This window comes from Mucilaginibacter pedocola (genome assembly GCF_002013915.1).
Classification (GTDB): Bacteria; Bacteroidota; Bacteroidia; order Sphingobacteriales; family Sphingobacteriaceae; genus Mucilaginibacter; species Mucilaginibacter pedocola.
Window position 1 is genome coordinate 552,479 of record NZ_MBTF01000001.1, and the last position, 18,929, is coordinate 571,407.

15 protein-coding genes are annotated in these 18,929 nt (G+C 43.6%); 9 read left to right on the forward strand and 6 right to left on the reverse strand.

Annotation, left to right across the window (positions count from 1 at the left end; genetic code table 11):
- From BC343_RS02360 to BC343_RS02370, 3 genes are read right to left on the reverse strand one after another with little or no spacing between them, the layout of a single operon-like run.
- Positions 1-1,929, reverse strand: a complete 1,929-nt coding sequence (locus BC343_RS02360) for an ORC-CDC6 family AAA ATPase (RefSeq protein ID WP_078346104.1) — start codon at positions 1,927-1,929, stop codon at positions 1-3.
- Positions 1,926-3,056, reverse strand: coding sequence for a phosphoribosyltransferase-like protein (locus BC343_RS02365; protein WP_078346105.1), 1,131 nt, complete (start codon positions 3,054-3,056; stop codon positions 1,926-1,928). Before BC343_RS02365 ends, BC343_RS02360 begins: the two co-directional genes overlap by 4 nt.
- Positions 3,053-4,945, reverse strand: coding sequence for an HAD hydrolase family protein (locus BC343_RS02370; RefSeq protein WP_078346106.1), 1,893 nt, complete (start codon positions 4,943-4,945; stop codon positions 3,053-3,055). The genes BC343_RS02365 and BC343_RS02370 overlap by 4 nt, the downstream gene beginning before the upstream one ends.
- A gap of 319 nt (positions 4,946-5,264) precedes the next feature.
- Between BC343_RS02370 and BC343_RS02375 the strand changes: the two genes are divergently transcribed.
- From BC343_RS02375 to BC343_RS30675, 8 genes are all read left to right on the forward strand, one after another.
- A complete protein-coding gene (locus tag BC343_RS02375; RefSeq protein WP_078346107.1) occupies positions 5,265-5,594 on the forward strand; it encodes a helix-turn-helix domain-containing protein in 330 nt (109 codons plus the stop codon).
- The gene (locus tag BC343_RS02380; protein WP_078346108.1) at positions 5,591-5,920 is read left to right on the forward strand and encodes a hypothetical protein; all 330 of its coding nucleotides are present in this window, start codon (positions 5,591-5,593) and stop codon (positions 5,918-5,920) included. The genes BC343_RS02375 and BC343_RS02380 overlap by 4 nt, the downstream gene beginning before the upstream one ends.
- A 167-nt stretch (positions 5,921-6,087) precedes the next feature.
- Positions 6,088-6,510, forward strand: coding sequence for a plasmid mobilization protein (locus BC343_RS02385; protein ID WP_078346109.1), 423 nt, complete (start codon positions 6,088-6,090; stop codon positions 6,508-6,510).
- The gene (locus tag BC343_RS02390; RefSeq protein WP_162276806.1) at positions 6,465-7,712 is read left to right on the forward strand and encodes a relaxase/mobilization nuclease domain-containing protein; all 1,248 of its coding nucleotides are present in this window, start codon (positions 6,465-6,467) and stop codon (positions 7,710-7,712) included. The genes BC343_RS02385 and BC343_RS02390 overlap by 46 nt, the downstream gene beginning before the upstream one ends.
- A gap of 11 nt (positions 7,713-7,723) precedes the next feature.
- Entirely contained in the window at positions 7,724-9,667 is a 1,944-nt protein-coding gene (mobC, locus tag BC343_RS02395; protein WP_078346111.1) for a conjugal transfer protein MobC, read from the forward strand.
- A 39-nt stretch (positions 9,668-9,706) separates the two neighbouring features.
- A complete protein-coding gene (locus BC343_RS02400; RefSeq protein WP_078346112.1) occupies positions 9,707-10,744 on the forward strand; it encodes a PDDEXK nuclease domain-containing protein in 1,038 nt (345 codons plus the stop codon).
- Positions 10,745-11,001: 257 nt separating this feature from the next.
- Entirely contained in the window at positions 11,002-11,463 is a 462-nt protein-coding gene (locus BC343_RS02405) for a MauE/DoxX family redox-associated membrane protein (RefSeq protein WP_143822035.1), read from the forward strand.
- Positions 11,464-11,604: 141 nt separating this feature from the next.
- Positions 11,605-11,904 (forward strand): DUF6520 family protein, encoded by a 300-nt coding sequence (locus tag BC343_RS30675; protein WP_143822036.1) that lies wholly within the window; start codon positions 11,605-11,607, stop codon positions 11,902-11,904.
- A 40-nt stretch (positions 11,905-11,944) separates the two neighbouring features.
- On the opposite strand, the gene BC343_RS02415 is transcribed toward BC343_RS30675, so the two are convergent.
- Genes BC343_RS02415 through BC343_RS02425 form a run of 3 tightly spaced genes read right to left on the reverse strand, consistent with a single transcriptional unit; the run spans position 11,945 to position 17,868 of the window.
- Positions 11,945-13,315, reverse strand: a complete 1,371-nt coding sequence (locus tag BC343_RS02415) for a RagB/SusD family nutrient uptake outer membrane protein (RefSeq protein ID WP_078346115.1) — start codon at positions 13,313-13,315, stop codon at positions 11,945-11,947.
- A gap of 10 nt (positions 13,316-13,325) precedes the next feature.
- Entirely contained in the window at positions 13,326-16,541 is a 3,216-nt protein-coding gene (locus tag BC343_RS02420; protein WP_143822037.1) for a SusC/RagA family TonB-linked outer membrane protein, read from the reverse strand.
- A gap of 22 nt (positions 16,542-16,563) precedes the next feature.
- Positions 16,564-17,868 carry a TlpA family protein disulfide reductase gene (locus BC343_RS02425; protein ID WP_078346117.1) on the reverse strand — a complete coding sequence of 435 codons (1,305 nt, stop codon included), beginning with the start codon at positions 17,866-17,868 and terminating at the stop codon, positions 16,564-16,566.
- A gap of 539 nt (positions 17,869-18,407) precedes the next feature.
- Between BC343_RS02425 and BC343_RS02430 the strand changes: the two genes are divergently transcribed.
- Positions 18,408-18,929, forward strand: coding sequence for a helix-turn-helix domain-containing protein (locus tag BC343_RS02430; protein WP_078346118.1), 522 nt, complete (start codon positions 18,408-18,410; stop codon positions 18,927-18,929).

Consider the following 18,929-nt stretch of genomic DNA (forward strand, 5'->3'; position numbering starts at 1 on the left):
TTATACTTTTAATTTTTTTTGGAAATTGACACCGCTATTTAACCACACCAGAAGGTCTTTTAACTTTCGCTCTTTGAATTTGCCATTGTTTAACGGTAATTGATATTTAACACAATAAATTCTATTGATATACAAAATCATCCATTCTTTGCCTTTGCATTTATAGTTGAGCTTAAAATCCAGTAAATTGTAAGCAATGCATATTGCCAAACATTTCGATAATTTATAATATGGATGGTTTTTGTCTTTTAGATACGAATCCTTTATCTCTTTTCTCTCGGCCATTGTGATTGCGATTCCATTGATTCCAGGGGAGTTCCAAGCGTTTGGAACATAAGTTTCACTAGAGCAATAAGTACCGATGGCGTCTAATAACTTCTTGACATCTTCAAATTGTGGGACGCTTGTGTTTAACTCCTTCCATTTTTTGTTTACAATCCGTTTTATCACCTCTTCCTGTTTATCAGGCGAGAGCATTAGTTCGTGATTTGCGTTAACAACATGCTTTACCCAGTTTTCTAATACAATGTCAAATAATTCGCCTGCGATGTTTAGAAACTGCTCTATATTGGAAGACGCCAGCCTACATAATGTAGATATGCCGAAGTAAAATGGTATCTTAAATTCTTCATTTAAAAATAATTGAGCAGCAATTTTAACATCGCTGCCATCCTGCAGCTCGACTGCTTCTGTTTCTAGGTCAGCGAAAGCTAGTGTAGTTTGGCTTTTATTCTTATCCCGAAATAGCAATATTTCTAATGTACGCCACTCAACTAATCGTTCGTAACCTTCTTCTGTCGACTCTTCACGGACTTTAATTTCTGCCTGATATTTTGTTATACTTCCGTACTTCTGTTTAACACGACTTGACACAGTTCCTATTGCATCTTCAATTATTCCGGTGTACTTATTGGACATCTTTGTAGGAAGAAATCTAGCAAATTCCTTTTTAGCGTCAAATGCAATTTCTACACGTAAGTTCGCCACTGATCGGGCAAACTTTTCAAATTGACTGTGTCGTTTAGCCCAGAAGTTTTCCAGAACTATGAAATTTATGTCACGTCCGGCCTTTGAGCCCTCAGACAACAATTCATCCATAGTTAACGCTTTTAGCCTTTCTGATATCCAAGTGTTTACATGTGGACGCTTATCTACAATTGTTTTAACAAGGAAGTCGCGTTGCCTAACGGACAAATTGTGTACGTCATCGAGCATAACAACGACTTTTACATCAAATGGCTTGTCATCGATTTTTAGATTATTTTGCGAAAAAAAATCTAAGGCATACAATGTGTCCCCGCCTTTTAGGTTAGGGTTTATTTCTGGATATATGCTGTCAATTTGATCACATATTTTTTCTTCTTCGGCCGTCGCCCATTCGTAAAGCTCATTAGCGGACTTTAGCTGTCGCAAGTTGATAGGTATATCTAAGCTATCCTCCTGATTTATCGATACTCTACGCAAATCACGCGGGAACCCTAGCTCTTTTATTTCGCATATGGCTTTAAGTGAGGATAAAATTATTCGAATGTTCAGCAAGGAGCAGAATAACCGAATTTTTTGAGTTTCATTTAAATCTAAGTATTCGAGGGTTGTGTATTGTGTGTTAAACGCTGTAAGTCCTGCGGCAATAATTGGTTGACCTTTTTTATCAAATATATCAAGGCTTTGTAACGCTCCAAATAGTTCCTTCGCATGATCATCATGACTCCTTGAAACTTTTATAGCATTTAAGACCTTCGGTGTAAAAATTTTAAATAGCGTCGTCTTTCCACCACCAGGTGAGCTTCTCAGAACATTAACAGCGTTCCAAATCGGGTATTCCTTGAAAATCTGAAGAATCTCTGAACTAAAAAGCTTAATAAAGCGATCCTCGGTGTCAATGTTGTCCGAAGCGCGAGTATAAAAAGGATTTACGTCAACTCTCATATCTCTTTGTGCCTTGGAATACGAGGGAACAGTCCCTTAAATTTTCTTGAAGTGTCATAAGACCATAGTAATGGAACAGCATTATTAGGTGTATTATGTGCTAAGACCAATGGTAGTGCACATTGCCCAAATCCAAGCTTAACATCCTTTCCTCCTTTTTTGATATGTTCATCTTCAATCTCTGCCGCATCGTAATATTGGTCATTGTTGCAAAGGTCAATTACCGCAGAATCATTGACACCATTCAATTTGTCGGTATTTGGTATAATGTGCATACAAATGAGTTCCGGCTTATTCTGATACTCCTTTTGTAATTCATTGAATTGAGACTCAATTTGGTTTTTCGCTTGTTCTGTACATAAGTAAATTACCACATAAACCTTAAGATTTGCAATGTCAAATACCTTTTGAAAATTTTCACCCTTGAATATACTCTTGTACAACGCAGCTATTTTGCCCTTAAGGGTCTTTTCCTCTTCACTGAACTTAAGATAAGAAGTACCACTTGCAGAAAAGTCATCCAATAAAAATATTCTTTTGAACTTTTGGTCCTGCTCAGGAAATGCTTCCTTACCAGTTAATTTCTTAAGATCTTTTAAAAGCTCCTCTTGCATTTTGCCAGCTCGAACGTCCGACAGTTCATAGGTTTGATATATTTGTTCGTGCGTTATAACTCCCGCGTTCGCTCTTCGGAATACTTCCATTTTGGCACCATCGCTCATTCCACAAAATAAAGACTGTCGTACCAGCATTCTATATTCGTTGGAACCCGTAATTGCAGTAACGGCATAAGCAGGTTTGTTCAACGCCATGGAAATATCTTCGATCAGGAATTCTCGGAGCAAATCAGGAAATACTGATGATATTAGCAAATTCATTTCGGCTTGAGAAACAAACACCAATTTCTCTCTAATGAATTTTAATGCCTGGGGCTTATCAGCGTCCGTAAATTGATTGAGCCAAAGAGCTAATCTTTCTATAAAACGCATGCCAGGCGAAAATTGTTGGTAGTCGTCGTATTTATAACGAGCCATCGTTTGGAAGTACTTTCTGCTTTCATCTACAACCTCAGGTGGCGAATTTTGCATTACGCTGAACAGAAAGGCTTGTGCTATTTCATTCTTCATAATTGGATTTGAAAGTACTTTTCGCTAAACTTGAGGGCCGACATGTAGCCAAGCATAGCGTCGGTATTTTTGATACTCGCTTGAGATAAATTCCAGCAGCTATCTGTTAGTGCTGTAACTTCGTCAACACTCAACGAATAACAAGTAGACAGCAACTGGTGATCGTTACCAGGCCACTTGCCTTTATCGCCAAAACAAATTACTTCTGGCATTAATCCATGTTTCTTGGCCAATGTCAGACAGTATTCCACGATATTCAGTTTATTTGTCTCTGCCTGATCAATGATATCCATTGAATGACTAGACTCGAGGATTTGAATGTTTGGAACATCTAAACGAATTACGAGCTGAATTATGCTTTGACGAACTTTTGCCCACTGACTTTTATCCTTGATCTCTATTACTAATTGGTTCGCTTTGAGTTCGGGGAAAATCTCAAATGGGAATTTGTACAGTTTTAATTGTTCATAAATGTAAATCAAACTTTGGTTTGCAACTTTTTTCTTATCTGGCAAAGTATTATCCGACAATAGGCCAATTTCTCCACAGTTGTAATAGCCCACAAGAACTCGCGGCCAAAACTTTTCATCGATAGCTTTCTGTAAATCTTCTCTCGCAGATTTGCCTCGGCCGGTTGCAATACCTATTATGAATCCTTTTTCAAGAATGATATTTAAACCACTAGCAATTTTTTCATCCACTCCAATAAACCTGTTAGAAGCTGAACATAATGTTCCGTCATAATCGAAAATTGCTGCGCCGAAATTTGCATCCTGGAGTTTTCGCACAAAGGCATCATACGCATTAGACCAATATGTTTGTTCAATGGGCGTCAGTGCATCAAACGATTGAACATCGGCCTTTCGTGTTATAGCAGTTTTTTTGAGAGTTTGGTCATTGACATTATATAACTTTTGGTAGCTAAGATGGTAAAGTTTACGACCATACTCCGGAACGCCGGGTCTGCCTGGGTCAATTCCTTGAAGCGTACCTAATTTTTCAACGAAGTAAAATGTTTTAATTAGCAGTTCAATGCTTGCGCTTGGTCCTTCTATATCGGTGGTTATGTGCAATACAGATATTCCCTTTGGTAATAGTGCAAGTGTTTTGTCGGCAAGCTGTTTTTCTTGAGGGGTTGTTATTGAAATGATAGCGGATGTTCCTCCTCTCTTATCAAACCAATGATGGCGCCCGTGTCCGAAGTTTCGCCAGTCAGCAATCAAAACATTACCTAGCGCTGCCTCTGCAAGTTTAGATTCAATATCGACAGCGACGGAGGTTCCCCAACCAGCGTGCAATACTAAAAATGTGTGATCACTAGAAACCTGCTCTAAAAAATGGTCAACATCTTGTTGGAATTCGAAACTATTAAAAGAGACCTTTTGGTGAGTGCCGGAAAAGATTCGGTTACTTAACGTAAAGAATGCAATCAAGCTGTTGGTCGCCAAAAAGCCATCCTTTCCACTAGGAAGGTTGAAATCGAAATGTTTCGAAATTGAAACTTTTGTAGCAAGCTTAGAGAGTGGCGTATTCCGCTTCATACATATGCTGTAAATTTTATTGGGCTCGTAAGCAATTGCTACTTTGTAACCGAATAAAATGTCAGTGTTTTTTCCGCTCGCGCTTACAAATAACACGTTTGAATCTCGAAGAGCGTGCCTTGAATAGTATAGCTCCAATGGTGTGACTGCCTTTGCCATCATGCCGTTAGATTGATAAAGCGCAGCTATGTGATGACAAACGCTTAATGAACCGCCAGAACCTACAATATAAAGAGGCTTTTTTATATTGTGCAGCAGATCTGACCTAATTTCGTCGACCTGTTGGTGAAGTGCCCAGTCATAGGTCTCCCATACTTGTTCAAGTTCGCTGTGAAAAGGTTTTCCCATAACTATGTAAATGTAAGATTAAACAACACAAAATAAACACTTATTTAAAACGGAAATATAATAATTTTACTAATTAAATTAGCTAATCGTGTCGGAACGAAGATGTTTGCAACAATATCTACCGGCGATGTTTATTCGCAGACTGTAAGCAGTTGAACCATAGCATAAGATAAGCACCTGGATTTTTTCCCGGGTGACAATTCGATTTACGCGTTACATCACGTGCCATGTCTTCTATAAAAAACGTCCTACCTTGTACATGAGGTGTGATAAATTTATTTTTCACTTCTTCACCTTTGCTGTTGCTAAATTTTAAGCTATGGCAAATCATAATGAAATCCAACATGACTTTCCTAAAGTAAACCGTGATCAGCTCATCACGGTTCAGGACTTGCTCGACTTCAAGCAACAGCTTATGGTTGACATCAAAAAGTTGTTTAAAGAACAATCCGGCCAGCCGGGCCACCAGTGGCTAAAGGCTTTCGAGATCAAAAAGATGCTTCGGCTATCTGAAAGCAAATTGCAATATCTCCGGGATAAGGGTCTGATACCTTTTAAAAAATTAGGTGGTATCACTTACTACAATTCAGAGGAAATTGAAAAACTGATGGCCTCCGGCAAGTTGAACGATCAGATGAAGATGGCATGAAACGCAAGGCCAAACGCACTGTTCCAAGACAGCCAAAGGAGGTTAGGAAAATCAGCACGAATACCATGCATAATCACGACGGCTTGGGGACGACCATGCCACCCGACAAAGACGTTTTGCTGATTTACTTTGACCAAAAAGGCGAAGTTGAATTGGCTGACAAGTTCTTCAATGAGCATGACGCCCGCCGATGGAAGACGCCGACCGGCGGCACGATTTACAACTGGAAGGTATGTGCAGCTGAATATATCTATAATTATCGGCAGGACGTGAAGCGGAGGTTTAGGCAGTCTCCTTTTTACAGTGAATCCCTAGTCAGTGATTGATGTTGGACAAATTTAAATCGAGGACTTTGCAAAAGGACGAGATTGCATTTTTGAGCAATCAGCAAGATAAACCGTTGTCCGACAACGGGATCTTGCCCTCCCTTCCAAAGTCAGTCCGGGGGCATGTTCAAAATCCTCCGAAGTCGGATTTTTAGATGATGTGAGTTATGGAAAATGAAGAGGAAAACAGATTACGAAAGATTACCACGAGGTTTAAACCTGGTGAATATTCGTTGATCGACGGGCGTTTCAAAAAGACACGGTTTCGCAAAATGAGCGAGTACATCAGGTGTGTTCTTTTGAAAAAACCGATTACGATTAATTACCGTGACAAGTCGATGGACGAGATGCTGGAAGAGCTCTCCTTGCTACGCCGGGAGCTCAATGCCATCGGGAATAATTTGAACCAGGCAGTCCGTCAGATTAATGCTGCGCATGGCTCCGCAGACAACCGGTTATGGCTGTCACTGATGTCCATCATCGGCACCAAAGTGGACCCGGCCATCGCGCAGATCAAAGACCGCATGCAAAAATTTTCAGAATTATGGTCGCAAAAATCAAAACCGGACGAAGCATCCTCGGCGCAATAAATTACAACGAGCATAAAGTTCGTTTGGGAAAGGCAGAATTGATCCTGGCACAGGGTTATTTAAAGGATCCGTCTGACCTGTCGTTCAGTGACAAGTTACACCGATTGACCGATCTTACAAAACGGAACGAGCGCACGCTGGTCAATGCACTGCACGTTTCGTTGAATTTCGCGGTCGGCGAAAATTTGGAAAAGGATACGCTTCAGCAAATAGCTGATGAGTACATGGACGGTTTAGGATTTGGTAGGCAACCTTACCTCGTCTACCAGCATCACGATGCCGGGCATCCACACCTCCATTTAGTATCCACCAACATTAAGCATGATGGTGAGCGGATCAGTTTTCACTTATTGGCTAACAGGGCGTCAGAGCACTCCCGAAAAAATGTAGAGATCAACTACGGATTAGTAAAAGCAGAAGATCAGCGGCAAGCTGAAAAAATTACGGGTAAGCTAATATTGGAACCGATCGTTTATGGAAAGTCGGAGACTAAAAGGGCGATCACCAACGTCATCAACGGACTAATAAAAACATATAAGTTTACCAGCATGGCAGAATTTAACGCGGTGCTCAACCTATATAATGTGCTAGCGGACCGTGGTGCCAAAGACACGCGGATCTATAACAAAAACGGGTTGGTTTATTGGGCACTCGATGCTAGTGGTAATAAGGCCGGTGTACCTATCAAAGCCAGCAGTATTTATGGTAAGCCGACGCTTAAAACGCTTTCGGATAAATTTCGACTGAACGAGGCCATGCGCAAGCCATTGAAAGCTTCGCTTATTAAAGCTCTTGAACACGCTTTACAAGATCAGCCTGGACAGTTACGATTTAAACATCTGCTCAGAGGGAAGGGAATCGATGCCGTGATCCGTAAAAATACCCGAGGATTGATCTATGGGGTAACTTTCATTGACCACAACACCGGAGGGGTATTTAAAGGCAGCGACCTCGGTAAAAAATATAGCGCAGCAAATCTGGGCACTATTTTCAGCCTGCCAGGCCATGCGCCAACCCAAAGATCATCTTTTTCTACTCAGTCGAAGTTTACAAATGATCAATTATCAGCACCGGCGCCAGGTAATAGTGCCGATTACGGCCTACTAGAAATACTTTATAAGGATGAATACACAGATTTTGGCGCGTTAGGCATGCTTAAACAAAATAAGCGAAGAAAGAAACGACGCGGCCGTTCACTTTAAAATTTATGGTTATGCAAACTGGAGAGAATGAACAAGCACTTAGAAAGATCATTGATTTTACCAGAATGATAAGTTTGGTGATTCTGATCATTCATTTTTATTTATTCTGTTATGCGGGATTTAAAAACTTCCATGTCACCATGCCGTTGGTTGACCGTATACTAGTGCCGGTCGCACAGCTTGGACTTTTCAGTCATACAATTTATGCTAAGGGTGCTGTGTTATTATTATTGGTCGTTTCACTGGTGGGCAGCAAAGGAAAAAAGGATGATAAGATAAGACTTCGTACCGCGGCCACATACATATTGCTTGGTTCATTACTATATAGCACCAGTTCATTTTTGCGTTTTGTTGTTGTTGATCTGGTATCTATCACCTTTGTTTATGTTATAATGACTACAGTTGGATACCTGTTGATCCTTTCCGGTGGTAGTATGATGATGCGGAAGTTGCGGCTCAAGCTGGATCAGGACATCTTCAACAAAGACAATGAGTCTTTCCCGCAGGAAGAACGGTTGCTCGAAAATGAGTATTCCTTTAATCTTCCGGCTAAGTATCAGATCCGGGGCAAGAACCGCAACAGTTGGATCAATATTATTAACCCCTTCCGTGGTACACTGGTCGCCGGTAGTCCGGGCGCTGGTAAGTCTTATTTTGTTATCCGGCACCTGATCACCCAGCATATCCAAAAAGGCTTTACGATGCTTGTGTACGATTTTAAATATGATGACCTGACCCGTATCGTTTATAACGCTTTACTGAGGTACGGCCACTTGTATCCCGTTAAGCCAGTTCAATATATTATCAACCTGGATCACGTTATGCACCGTGCTAATCCCCTAGAGCCGCAGACCATGACAGACATTACGGACGCTATTGATTCCAGCCGGACCATTATGCTGGGTCTTAACAGGGAATGGATCAAAAAACAGGGCGACTTTTTTGTGGAATCACCGATCAATTTTGTTACTGCCATAATCTGGTTCCTGAAAAAGTACGAGGATGGCCGGTACTGCACCTTGCCGCATGTGATCGAACTGGCACAGATCGACTACAAAGAACTGTTCGCGGTTTTATTACAAGAGCCAGAGGTCGAGGTACTGATCAATCCGTTCATCTCTGCCTGGAGAAATGAAGCTTACGAACAGTTGGAAGGCCAGGTGGCTAGCGCCAAGATCAGTTTGGCGCGGCTGTCTTCACCTCAGCTCTATTATGTGCTTAGTGGCGACGACTTTTCTTTGGATATCAATAATCCTAACGAACCCAAGATCGTTTGCCTGGCCAACAATCCGCAAAAGTCGCAGGTAAACGGTGCCGTACTTTCACTTTATGTGAATCGCATCAACAAACTGGTTAACCGTAGAGGTCAGCAAAAGTGTAGTATGATCTTTGATGAGTTTCCGACCATTTACTTCAACGGCATTGATAATTTGATCGCTACAGCAAGGTCTAATAAGGTTGCTGTTACCTTAGCGGTTCAGGACTATAGTCAGCTTAAAAAGGATTATGGCCGGGAACAGGCAGAAGTGATCATGAATATTGTAGGTAACGTGATCTGTGGGCAGGTGACCGGTGATACGGCAAAGCAATTGTCTGAACGGATCGGCAAGATCAATCAGCAAAAAGAAAACGTATCTATTAACAGCGCGGACACCTCCATCAGCAAATCGACCCATTTAGATTTTGCTGTACCTGCCTCAAAGATCGCCGCTCTTTCCTCTGGTGAATTTGTGGGGATGGTGGCAGATAACCCCGACGTTCCCATATCACTCAAATCGTTCCATTGCGCTATTCAAAACGACCATCAGGCTATCCAGAAAGAAGAGCTTACTTATCAGGATTTACCTTTGGTAAGAAGTGTAACCAGTGATGAGATTCAATACCAATACCAACAGGTCAAACTAGACGTCAGAAAACTCGTTGCCAAGATCAGCGTGTCCCAGCAATTGGATTAACTTTGTACCGCATCTACAGTCATCTTAATCAACACCCTTATGTCGATAGTGCCATCGAATTACCAGCTCACCCTAACCGATCTTAAGCAACGCATTAGTCAGGCGCGGTACCGAAGCTTGCTTGCTGTCAACCGTGAACTCATCGGACTATATCTGTACATGGGTGAAGTATTGTCAGTCAGGACGCAAAGCGGATGGGGTGACGGCATCATCGATACTTTGTCGAAAGATCTGCAGGCCGAGTATCCGGGTGTGAAGGGCTTTTCTTCCCGTAATCTCAGACGGATGCGTCTGGTTTATGAGCAGACAGCTGGCAATGAGATTTGGACACAGGCTGTGGCCAAAATTCCCTGGGGGCATACCAACACGATCTTTGCCAAAGTAAAAGAGCCCGAACAGCGTGGGTTTTACCTCCAGCAGTGCTTCGAGCGCGGATGGAGCCGGGGAATTTTGGAAGAAGAAATTAAATACGACCGCTACCATAAACAGCTTGATTTTCAGAATAACTTTTCACAAACGATCGACGAGACCCGCTTAAGTATCCACCGGCAGGAATTTCAGGATGAATACAATCTTTCCTTCCTGGGCTTGGATGACCAGCATACTGAGCGTGAACTGGAAAACGCCATTGTTCAGAATATCTCCAAGACACTTGGCCAATTAGGTAACGATTTTGCTTTCATGGGTCGTCAATTTCGCCTGGAGCTGGATGACAAAGAATATTTCATCGACCTGTTGTTTTACCATCGCAAGCTGAGATGTATGATCGCGCTGGAATTAAAGGCTTCGGAATTTAAGCCGGAACATAGTCAACAACTCAACTGGTATTTGCATCTGCTGGATAAAACCGTTCGCTATCCGGAAGATAATCCCAGTATCGGCATACTACTCTGCAAAAGTAAAAGTAAGCTGACCGTAGAATATGCATTGGAACTAATCAACAAGCCTATGGGTGTGGCAACTTACCATTATCGCCAGCTACCGGAAGACATTGCGCGCTATTTACCTACCGAGGATGATTTCAGTCGTATCATAAATGGTGCAGGTACTGCTGGTACCGATCAGGAACAGGATTAATGAATTTGGACACAGCCTGTGTCCAAATTGGCCAGCCTGGCCATGATCAATAAAATCTTTCATCCTGCTGGTGTAGTAAAAAAGTTGCCGGGAACAGATTCGAAAAGTGTTGGTCTGTCTTTGACATATTCCAGTTCATTAGCTGAGGCTTTCGATTTACGATCAATACCTGTCTTTCATGGCATTGTATAGACACTACCGTTTTACTACTGTTTTGCTATAGATGACCATCGTTCTTTTGTGTCGAGCATTATCCTATGAGAATCGATACAATACCTGCTTCACGAAACCATGAATGGCTGATGACGGCGATCAGTGCCTTATTGATCGTACTTTATACTTATACAGCGTTCAGTAAGCTGCTTGCCTTCGATATATTCAAACAGCAGATGTACAATCAAACCCTTCCAAAATGGGCAGCTGGGATCATCATCTGGACACTGCCGGGCGTTGAACTCGTAACAGCATTCCTGATCTTCAAAAATCGCAGCCGGCTATATGGGTACATTGCATCATCCATACTCATGACATTATTCACCGGCTATGTAGCCTTGGTACTGGCAGGTTACTTTGGCTGGATGCCTTGCTCATGTGGGGGCGTGATTCAATCGATGGACTGGAAAACGCACCTGCTGTTCAACATTTTTTTCTTGCTGTTAAGTTTGACCGGTATATACATCATTAACAGGGAAAGGAGATCGCTTGGCAGGAAGGATTAAACCAAATAGCGTTCTTGGATCAATATAGCCAGGTTCGCACAGGAGGTGCCGAAAACCCGACAAAAGAGTAGGCAAAAATCAAAGATCATTTTAATTAAAGTTTTTCTGAACGCTTTTTGATGTAATAAAGCGTTCGTCACCATGAGAAAGATCAAGTCAAATCTTACCCTGTTCGCCATGTTATTAGGAATCAGTGCAGCTTTCGCCTTTAAGACACCGGAGCCTAAAAAGTTCGCCAGCGTATGGCGCCGGATCGCTACTTCATCCACCCGCGAGACCAGTAATTCGTGGATGCAGGGAAGCGGTAGCGGCAACTGCGTGTCTGCCACCAAGATCTGTACCGCCTCCTTCGCCGATGGTTATGACCCTAACCAGCACACGTTGCAGGAAAACACTGACAATGCGGAAGGCACGGTCAACCTGGGCTACAAAGCTAACTAATACAACAAGAAAGCCGTATGATCCTCATACGGCTTTCTTGTTAGCGGTCATTCTGTTCTATTCCGCTTCGGGTGATCTCATCCATAGGGATAGGAAACGTGTAGCGCTTATCTTCGGGTGCCAGCGTTAAGGTCTTCCCTTCATAATTCCTGGTCAGCGTGGTCGCGAATCTAGGGTCCTGATTTAATCGACGAAGGTCGGTCCAGCGCAGGCCTCTGCCGACCAGTTCTTTCCGTCGTTCAATCAATATGATCTCCAACAATTTTTCTGCTTCGCTGATAGTGACCGGTCGATACGTACCGGCTTTCCATCTTTTGACCAGTAGTGCGTTCAGGTCTTTAAGCGCTTGCACCATGTTGCCTAACCTTGCCGAACATTCGGAACGAATAAGATAGAGTTCATCTGTCGCAGGGCCACCAAAAAGCGTGGCATAGGTACCGGAATAACTACCAATATAATTAAAGCCACCATTACCCTGGTCCGCGAAATAACAGGTTTTGCGAAGGTCATTGTCTGCATAACTCTGATACAATTGAGGGTCGATCACCACCAATGGTTCCAGAAAGAAAGAATAACCGACCAGATTATTGTAGCCTAACACCTCTTCGTTGCCAAAAGGCAGGATCATGGGGAATGGACTATCGGAGCCTGTAGGTGTTAGCGTATTATAATCGATCAAGGTGCCATTTTGGTGCAAGGCCTGATCGGCATAATCAAATGCTTCTGCGTAACGGCCCATGGTGATCGACACTCTCGCCAGCATGCCCAATGCGGCAATATTGGTAGGCCTTATCTTTACGTTCACATTTGCAGGTAACAGTCGAGCCGCCTCTTGCAGGTCAGCTAAGATACGGTCATAAGATTGCTGCAAAGTACCTCTGCTCACGATCTGGTTAACATCAGGATCGGTACGGATCGGGATGCCAGGCAAAATTGTGGCTGCCGCAGCATTATAAGGTACAGCGAACATTTGAGCAAGGCTGTAAAATGATTCTGCACGATAATAAAGTGCAGTTCCTTTGATCGCATTGTATTGCGACGCATTGATCTTCTCATCCAGTTTTTGCAAGCCGGAAAGTACGACATTACTGACAAAGACCTCCTGGTAAAGAAAGTTCCAGTCATTTACCGAATTGCCTTCGTAGATATCCTGAGACCAGAGATAGCTATTTCTTTCGATCACATCCAGCGAGCGTAACGTTGCTTCGTCCGCTTGAAAATTATCAGCAGCGATCTCGTTCAGGCCGGTGATTGTATTCAGGTTGGCCTCAAAGCTGGCGTCGAGTAGTTTTTGGAAATCATCAAGAGTTTCCGGCACTAACAATGCTTTATTCGGCCGTTTCTCCAGGTATTCTTTAGTGCAACCAGTGGACAATAGCAGTAATATGATTATAATGTATATATTTTTCATGATCTGAGATTTAAAGGTCAGCTTTGAGTCCCAAGGCAATGTTCTTAGTTAACGGTAGCGTATCGCCGTTCACGGCATCGGGGTCCAGGTCACCTTTCATCGCTTTCCACAGGATACCGAGATTATTAGCATAGCCGTAAATGCGCAAAGTTTTGAAAGGAAGTTTCCGCCAATGCTTCCGTGTCAGTTCATAAGATGCGGTGATATCCTGTAAACGGATATGGTCTCCCTTCGCTACAAGTGCTGAAGAATAGGTATAAAAATTATCGCGGTTAGTGTTGATCACTGAAGGCATCGACGGGATCTGCGTTCGTTGTTCATCGCCGGGTCGTTGCCAGCGGTCACTATAGTCCCCATGTCCGCCAAGTCCTGACAGCACCGTAGCATATTGAATGGAAGACCGGCGCACAAAATAGCCCAGTCGATAAGTGATATTGGCTGAGACGGAAAAATTACGCCAAGCAAAGGTATTACGCAATGCACCGTAAGTGACCGGGCGAGCCGAGCCATGGTACGTGATATTGTCCTTCGTTGAGGCTGCAATGATTCCACCATAGTCTTTACTTACCACGCCGTTCAGATATCCCTGCGGGTCTCCGGTCGACGGATCAAGACCGGCCCATGGATAACTGTAAACACCGTAAAGGGGCTTGCCTTCGGTCGGCATCGTACTGTAGAGGCCTGAAAGATAATCACGCGAGGTGTTCGTCGATCCAAGCAGGTATTTACTGACGATATCTTTGGACCAAGTGAACAGGTAAGTGGTATGCCATTTGAAAGCACCATCCAGATTCTTAGCCGTTAGCGTAAGATCGACACCTTTCCCTTGGGTATTCGCCGTATTTCCTTTGAACTGGGCCACACCGGTCTGCGGTGCCAGCGGTGCATTGCCGATCAGGTCCTTGCCCGCTTTGGTGTAGTACTCGACCGCACCGGTTATCCTAGCGTTCAGTGCTTCGAAATCAAGACCTAAGTTGGCGATATTCACTCTTTCCCAACGCAGTTCCGGATTAGGTGGATTAGCGATCACTGCATAAGGCAAATTGAGGTACGAATTGCTTGCGTTGTAATAGAATGCCGTCGTGTAAGCCGAAAGTGTGCGGTCGACATTCCCGTTGCTGCCATAGGTAAAACGCAGGCGAAGCGATGGTAGCCAGGTCACTTTATAGAACGGTTCATCGCTGATATTCCAGCTCAATCCTGCCGAATAAAGCGGGGTACCTTTTTGATTGGCCGACACGCCGAACAGATTACTCTGATCGAGCCGAATACTGCCCGTCAGAATATAGCGTTGCTGGTAGGTATACGAACCGTTGGCATAATAGGAAACAAAGCGGTCGGTCAGATCGGTCAACGCATCGTTGTTCTGTATCTTGTTACTTTTGGATGCCGGATTGACGAATGAAGTGAACGTACTGATGTAGTCGACAGGCTGGCTGCTGGCATGCTCATTATCATAGCCGTAATAACGGTAACTGCTTCCGGCGGCGTGAACATCACGTACCTCAGCCCCGGCAAGCAGGTTGAGCTGATGCGCAGATGTCCAGTTCCGGTAGTAATCCGTTTGAAAGCGGAGGTTATGGCTGTTGGTAGTACTGTGCCTGATGTCCAGGATCCCCCCTAAGGGAACGGGCCGGGTTATACTGCCGTCACTGTTCAGGATCGAAAGCCTGTTGATCTGATCGCGGGTATACCAGCTGGCTACAGATTGTAGATTCCGGTAATTCGAGTTAAGTTGATCGAACTGATATAGTAGTTGAGCACTCAAGCCTGTCGCTAAATTGTATTTCAGATTGATATTTGTTCGGATGTTCTGAAGACCCGTACGCAGATCTGCTACGGAGAGTTCTTCTAATGGTTTGTATTGCCAGTCCAGTAAACCGTTCGCATTTGCGGATCGCAGGAAGGCATCACGGTAAGTATGTGTGACCGCTAATCCGTTGCCTTGTTCATCGGCCAGGCTTGCATACGGGTAAAGTGATTTTCCGGTAGCATAGTTTAATGCGGAAAGAGCAAGGCCGTTTTGAGGAGTGTTGCTGTAGGAAATGAACACACCGGAATTGATCGTCAGTTTTTTATTGGCCAATAAGTAACTGTGATTAGCATCCAGGGTCATCCGTTCATAGCCGTTGCCAACGGTGCTGTTCCGGTTATGATCGTAGCCGGCAGACAAATAAAACTTCTGTCCGGCGGAACCACCGTTGATACTTAAGCTGTATTGTTGGTTGATGGATGGCTGATACAGGTATCGTTCGTAGTCGTTCCGGACATCTTTTGACCTTAACGCCTCTATGGCTGCATCCGTTTGAACGGCGCTCATCTTTCCATCACGCTTAGCGATCAGTAGTTCTACAACTGGGGTCAATGCGATCTTATTGGCATTGCGTTCCTGATTATTGTAATATCCTTTGGAAAACAGCGTTTTTTCAGTTTCTATGAAATCTGACACACTCATCACCGGCGAATAAAAGGCATCCGATCTTTGACCGACGGTCACGTTGCTGTTGAATGAGACATTGGTCGCCTGGTTATACCGGCCTTTTTTGGTCGTGATCACAATGACGCCGTTGCCCGCCCTGGCCCCCCATATGGAGGCGGCGGCAGCATCTTTGAGTATCGTGACACCTTCTATATCATTCGGATTGATATTATTAATATCTCCGTCATATGGATAATTGTCTAATATGATCAGCGGAGATGTTTGCGCAAAAAGAGTGCTTTGTCCCCTGATGGAAATGGCAGTCTGCTCCGATACCTTATTGCCTACTTTGTTAAAGGTCAGGCCCGGTACCACATCTGCCAGGCGATCGATCACGCTGGTACTGACGCTACGGTTGAGTAATGGCTGGTCTACCTGTACGAATGAGCCGGTCGCACGCTCTTTGGGCAATTCCTGGTAGCCGGTTGAAATGACGACTTCCTTTAGTTGTGCCGGGTCAGGTTGCAGGAGAAAGATCAGGTTATGGTCTTGACCGGAACGTACGACATATTCCAAGGGTTTAAACCCGAGATAACTGATCAGGAGCCTGCTTGACACTGGCGCATTGATCATGAATGCACCAGCATTATTGGTCACCGTACCCGCGCCTGTTGGCAGGACCTTGATCGTTGCACCGGTGAGTACGGTACTGTCGGGACCGCCGAGTACTTTACCGTTGATGATATGCTGTGCCTGAAGGGCGATGCTCCAGGATACGAAAATGATAGAAAATAGTATATATTTCATGTGAGTAAGGTTGATCAAGTAGTTAGCGATCTTCAACGATCAATAAGGGTACGGTTCGTGTACCTGCGATCAGCTGAAGTCCATAGCTCCGAAGTTCTTGGTTCAATACTTTGGTATCTTTGAAGCCGTTGCTGATCTTCAGGTCTATCCGGTCTTTTAATCCGGATCTGTCAAGTATGGGCAGTGTGGTCAACCGTTGAACATTGACCTGATCGACCCATTGTTTGAGATAGGCATTGTTGAGATCTGCACCGAAAGCGTCCACTGAAACGCGAGATTCACCGCCCTTAGAGCGGGACATAACGCCGGGGTCGATCTGCTGTAGGATAAGACAGGCTTCCGTCTTGCTTTGCATGGAAGGTGCATAGGCAGGGAATAATTTTTCCATTTCCTTTCTCATGATGGCGAAAGCATCTTTTTTAAGCGCCGCCGGGACGATAAGTTCGTAGCAATAGCCGTTACCCGACTGTAACCATTGGTCATAGGCCATGCCTATCGCATTGGAGGTGAGTTTTTGAGGGTCACGAACTTTTAGTTTGATATTGTCCAGGTTGAATAGATAATCCTTGCCTTGATCGGCGTAAGCTGTGGCCAGCAGTTGAAGCACGTTTAAATTCTTGCACAATATTTTGTAGCCGCCGTTCGGTTCTTTTTGTATCACGCGTTGCAGCGGCAAGCCGCTATTATATCCCGTCATTACGGAATGGTAAATCAATCCCTGTCCATCGCCGCCGTTACCATTCACGAGCAATGGCTTATCATTTTGATAGGCGATCGCGGGCTGATCTTCCTTCTCCTGTACATCGATCTGATTGGTTTCCAGGAAGGTCTGGATATGCGATGCTGTAATCTCATTGAATTCCGTGATCGCCCTGACGGTTGAAGATCCATCAATCCAGACATAATGCGGAAGGGTGCGGTGCGGAAACATTTCATCCAGTTGGCTGTCAGCAACGACCTGTACAGGCTTCAGGGCGGAGGATCGCTGGCGGTTGAACTTCTGGTAAAAGTTTTGAACGGTTTCTTTGCTTTGTGTGGTCACCGGTAGAAAGGATAACTTTCCCGCGAATTGCTTTTGTAAGCTATCCATTCTAGGGATCATGGCTACACATGGGGAACACCATGTAGCCCAAAAGTCGATGATCAATAACTGACCGCGATAATCAGAAAGTCGTAATGTTGATCCTTTGGCGTTGAGGACATTTTTGATCGTGATATCTGGTATGCGGTCACCTATCTTATAAGTAGGCGCTTTTAATTGTTGAGCTGAGGACTCAAAATTTAGGCAAAGCGCGGCCATGGCTATAATCAATATAGTTTTTTTCATGTGTGAGTAGCGTTGAGTGAGAATTTGATCAGTTAAAAACGGCAACTCAGCGGTGAACTATTAACTGATTAGAGTTGCCGTTCTAGTGAGGTCACTCGGGTGCCTTAAAAAGATTACGATAGAAGAATTTGGAACAGAGAAAGGGAAAATAATAAGCATGAACGATCTCTAACCATCGCTGGCGATCAACAAGTACTGGAAGATGGAGATCAACTGGTTTCATGCTCGTATGAAATACGAGTCTTGGGTGGTTTGCTAGATTAATAAATGTGAGGGCGGCAAACCATGGTCGCAATAAAGTTTCTGACGCCTTAAATGACATGGAATTACAGCAGCCCCCACATCTATCTCGACATACAAATATATGTATATCTACACATAGACATGGGTATCAACTGCTGTCTCACGTCACGGCGTCAGAATATGCGACCGCAAGACTCTTATTAATACCTTGTTACAAAATCAAATATAATAAAAATTATCTCATTAGTATAATTTTCGTAGTCAAATAGAAATGATATGCATTTTTCTATTTGTCCATGAAAGAAGTTTCAAGGACAATTATAGGAAGGAATGTAAAAGCTATTAGATTATCGTTGGGTTTGTCTTTGCTGAAATTCTCATTGGCAACCGGGATATCGAAAGCGAGTTTAGTGAATGTCGAAAGTGGGAAAAATGGATACAACCTAAATCTATTAGATAACATCCTCAAATTCACAAACTTCACATTGACCAAATTAACTAATGAAACATTTAAGCCTAACAAAAATTTAAGAGAAGAACTCCTTGAAAAGCATAAATTCAATAAAGACGTTCAGTCATATTTTTTCGACCAAGCTCCAGAGATCGTATATGCTATCAAGCATAAGCTTTTGTCAAGTGATTTTTTTCAGTCTCCGAGAGAGATAAGAGAAGTCAGAGCCTATTTCGATTCCCTTGGTTGGCATTACAAAGGCACTTCAATCTCAAATGCATTAAAGCGTCTTAATACGCAAGTACTTATTACCGCGCACCCTGTCAAGAAAAACACCTTCCTCTATAAGTCAAAACAAATCATGTAA

Bases quoted from the DNA above. Each gene is read 5' to 3' on its own strand.
- BC343_RS02420 (WP_143822037.1), bottom strand. From the start codon at position 16,541: ATGAAATATATACTATTTTCTATCATTTTCGTATCCTGGAGCATCGCC.
- BC343_RS02425 (WP_078346117.1), bottom strand. From the start codon at position 17,868: ATGAAAAAAACTATATTGATTATAGCCATGGCCGCGCTTTGCCTAAAT.
- BC343_RS02400 (WP_078346112.1), top strand. From the start codon at position 9,707: ATGTCGATAGTGCCATCGAATTACCAGCTCACCCTAACCGATCTTAAG.
- BC343_RS02370 (WP_078346106.1), bottom strand. From the start codon at position 4,945: ATGGGAAAACCTTTTCACAGCGAACTTGAACAAGTATGGGAGACCTAT.
- BC343_RS02365 (WP_078346105.1), bottom strand. From the start codon at position 3,056: ATGAAGAATGAAATAGCACAAGCCTTTCTGTTCAGCGTAATGCAAAAT.
- BC343_RS02415 (WP_078346115.1), bottom strand. From the start codon at position 13,315: ATGAAAAATATATACATTATAATCATATTACTGCTATTGTCCACTGGT.
- BC343_RS02390 (WP_162276806.1), top strand. From the start codon at position 6,465: ATGGTCGCAAAAATCAAAACCGGACGAAGCATCCTCGGCGCAATAAAT.
- BC343_RS02375 (WP_078346107.1), top strand. From the start codon at position 5,265: ATGGCAAATCATAATGAAATCCAACATGACTTTCCTAAAGTAAACCGT.
- BC343_RS02360 (WP_078346104.1), bottom strand. From the start codon at position 1,929: ATGAGAGTTGACGTAAATCCTTTTTATACTCGCGCTTCGGACAACATT.
- BC343_RS02385 (WP_078346109.1), top strand. From the start codon at position 6,088: ATGGAAAATGAAGAGGAAAACAGATTACGAAAGATTACCACGAGGTTT.
- BC343_RS02405 (WP_143822035.1), top strand. From the start codon at position 11,002: ATGAGAATCGATACAATACCTGCTTCACGAAACCATGAATGGCTGATG.
- BC343_RS02430 (WP_078346118.1), top strand. From the start codon at position 18,408: ATGAAAGAAGTTTCAAGGACAATTATAGGAAGGAATGTAAAAGCTATT.
- BC343_RS30675 (WP_143822036.1), top strand. From the start codon at position 11,605: ATGAGAAAGATCAAGTCAAATCTTACCCTGTTCGCCATGTTATTAGGA.
- BC343_RS02380 (WP_078346108.1), top strand. From the start codon at position 5,591: ATGAAACGCAAGGCCAAACGCACTGTTCCAAGACAGCCAAAGGAGGTT.
- mobC (WP_078346111.1), top strand. From the start codon at position 7,724: ATGCAAACTGGAGAGAATGAACAAGCACTTAGAAAGATCATTGATTTT.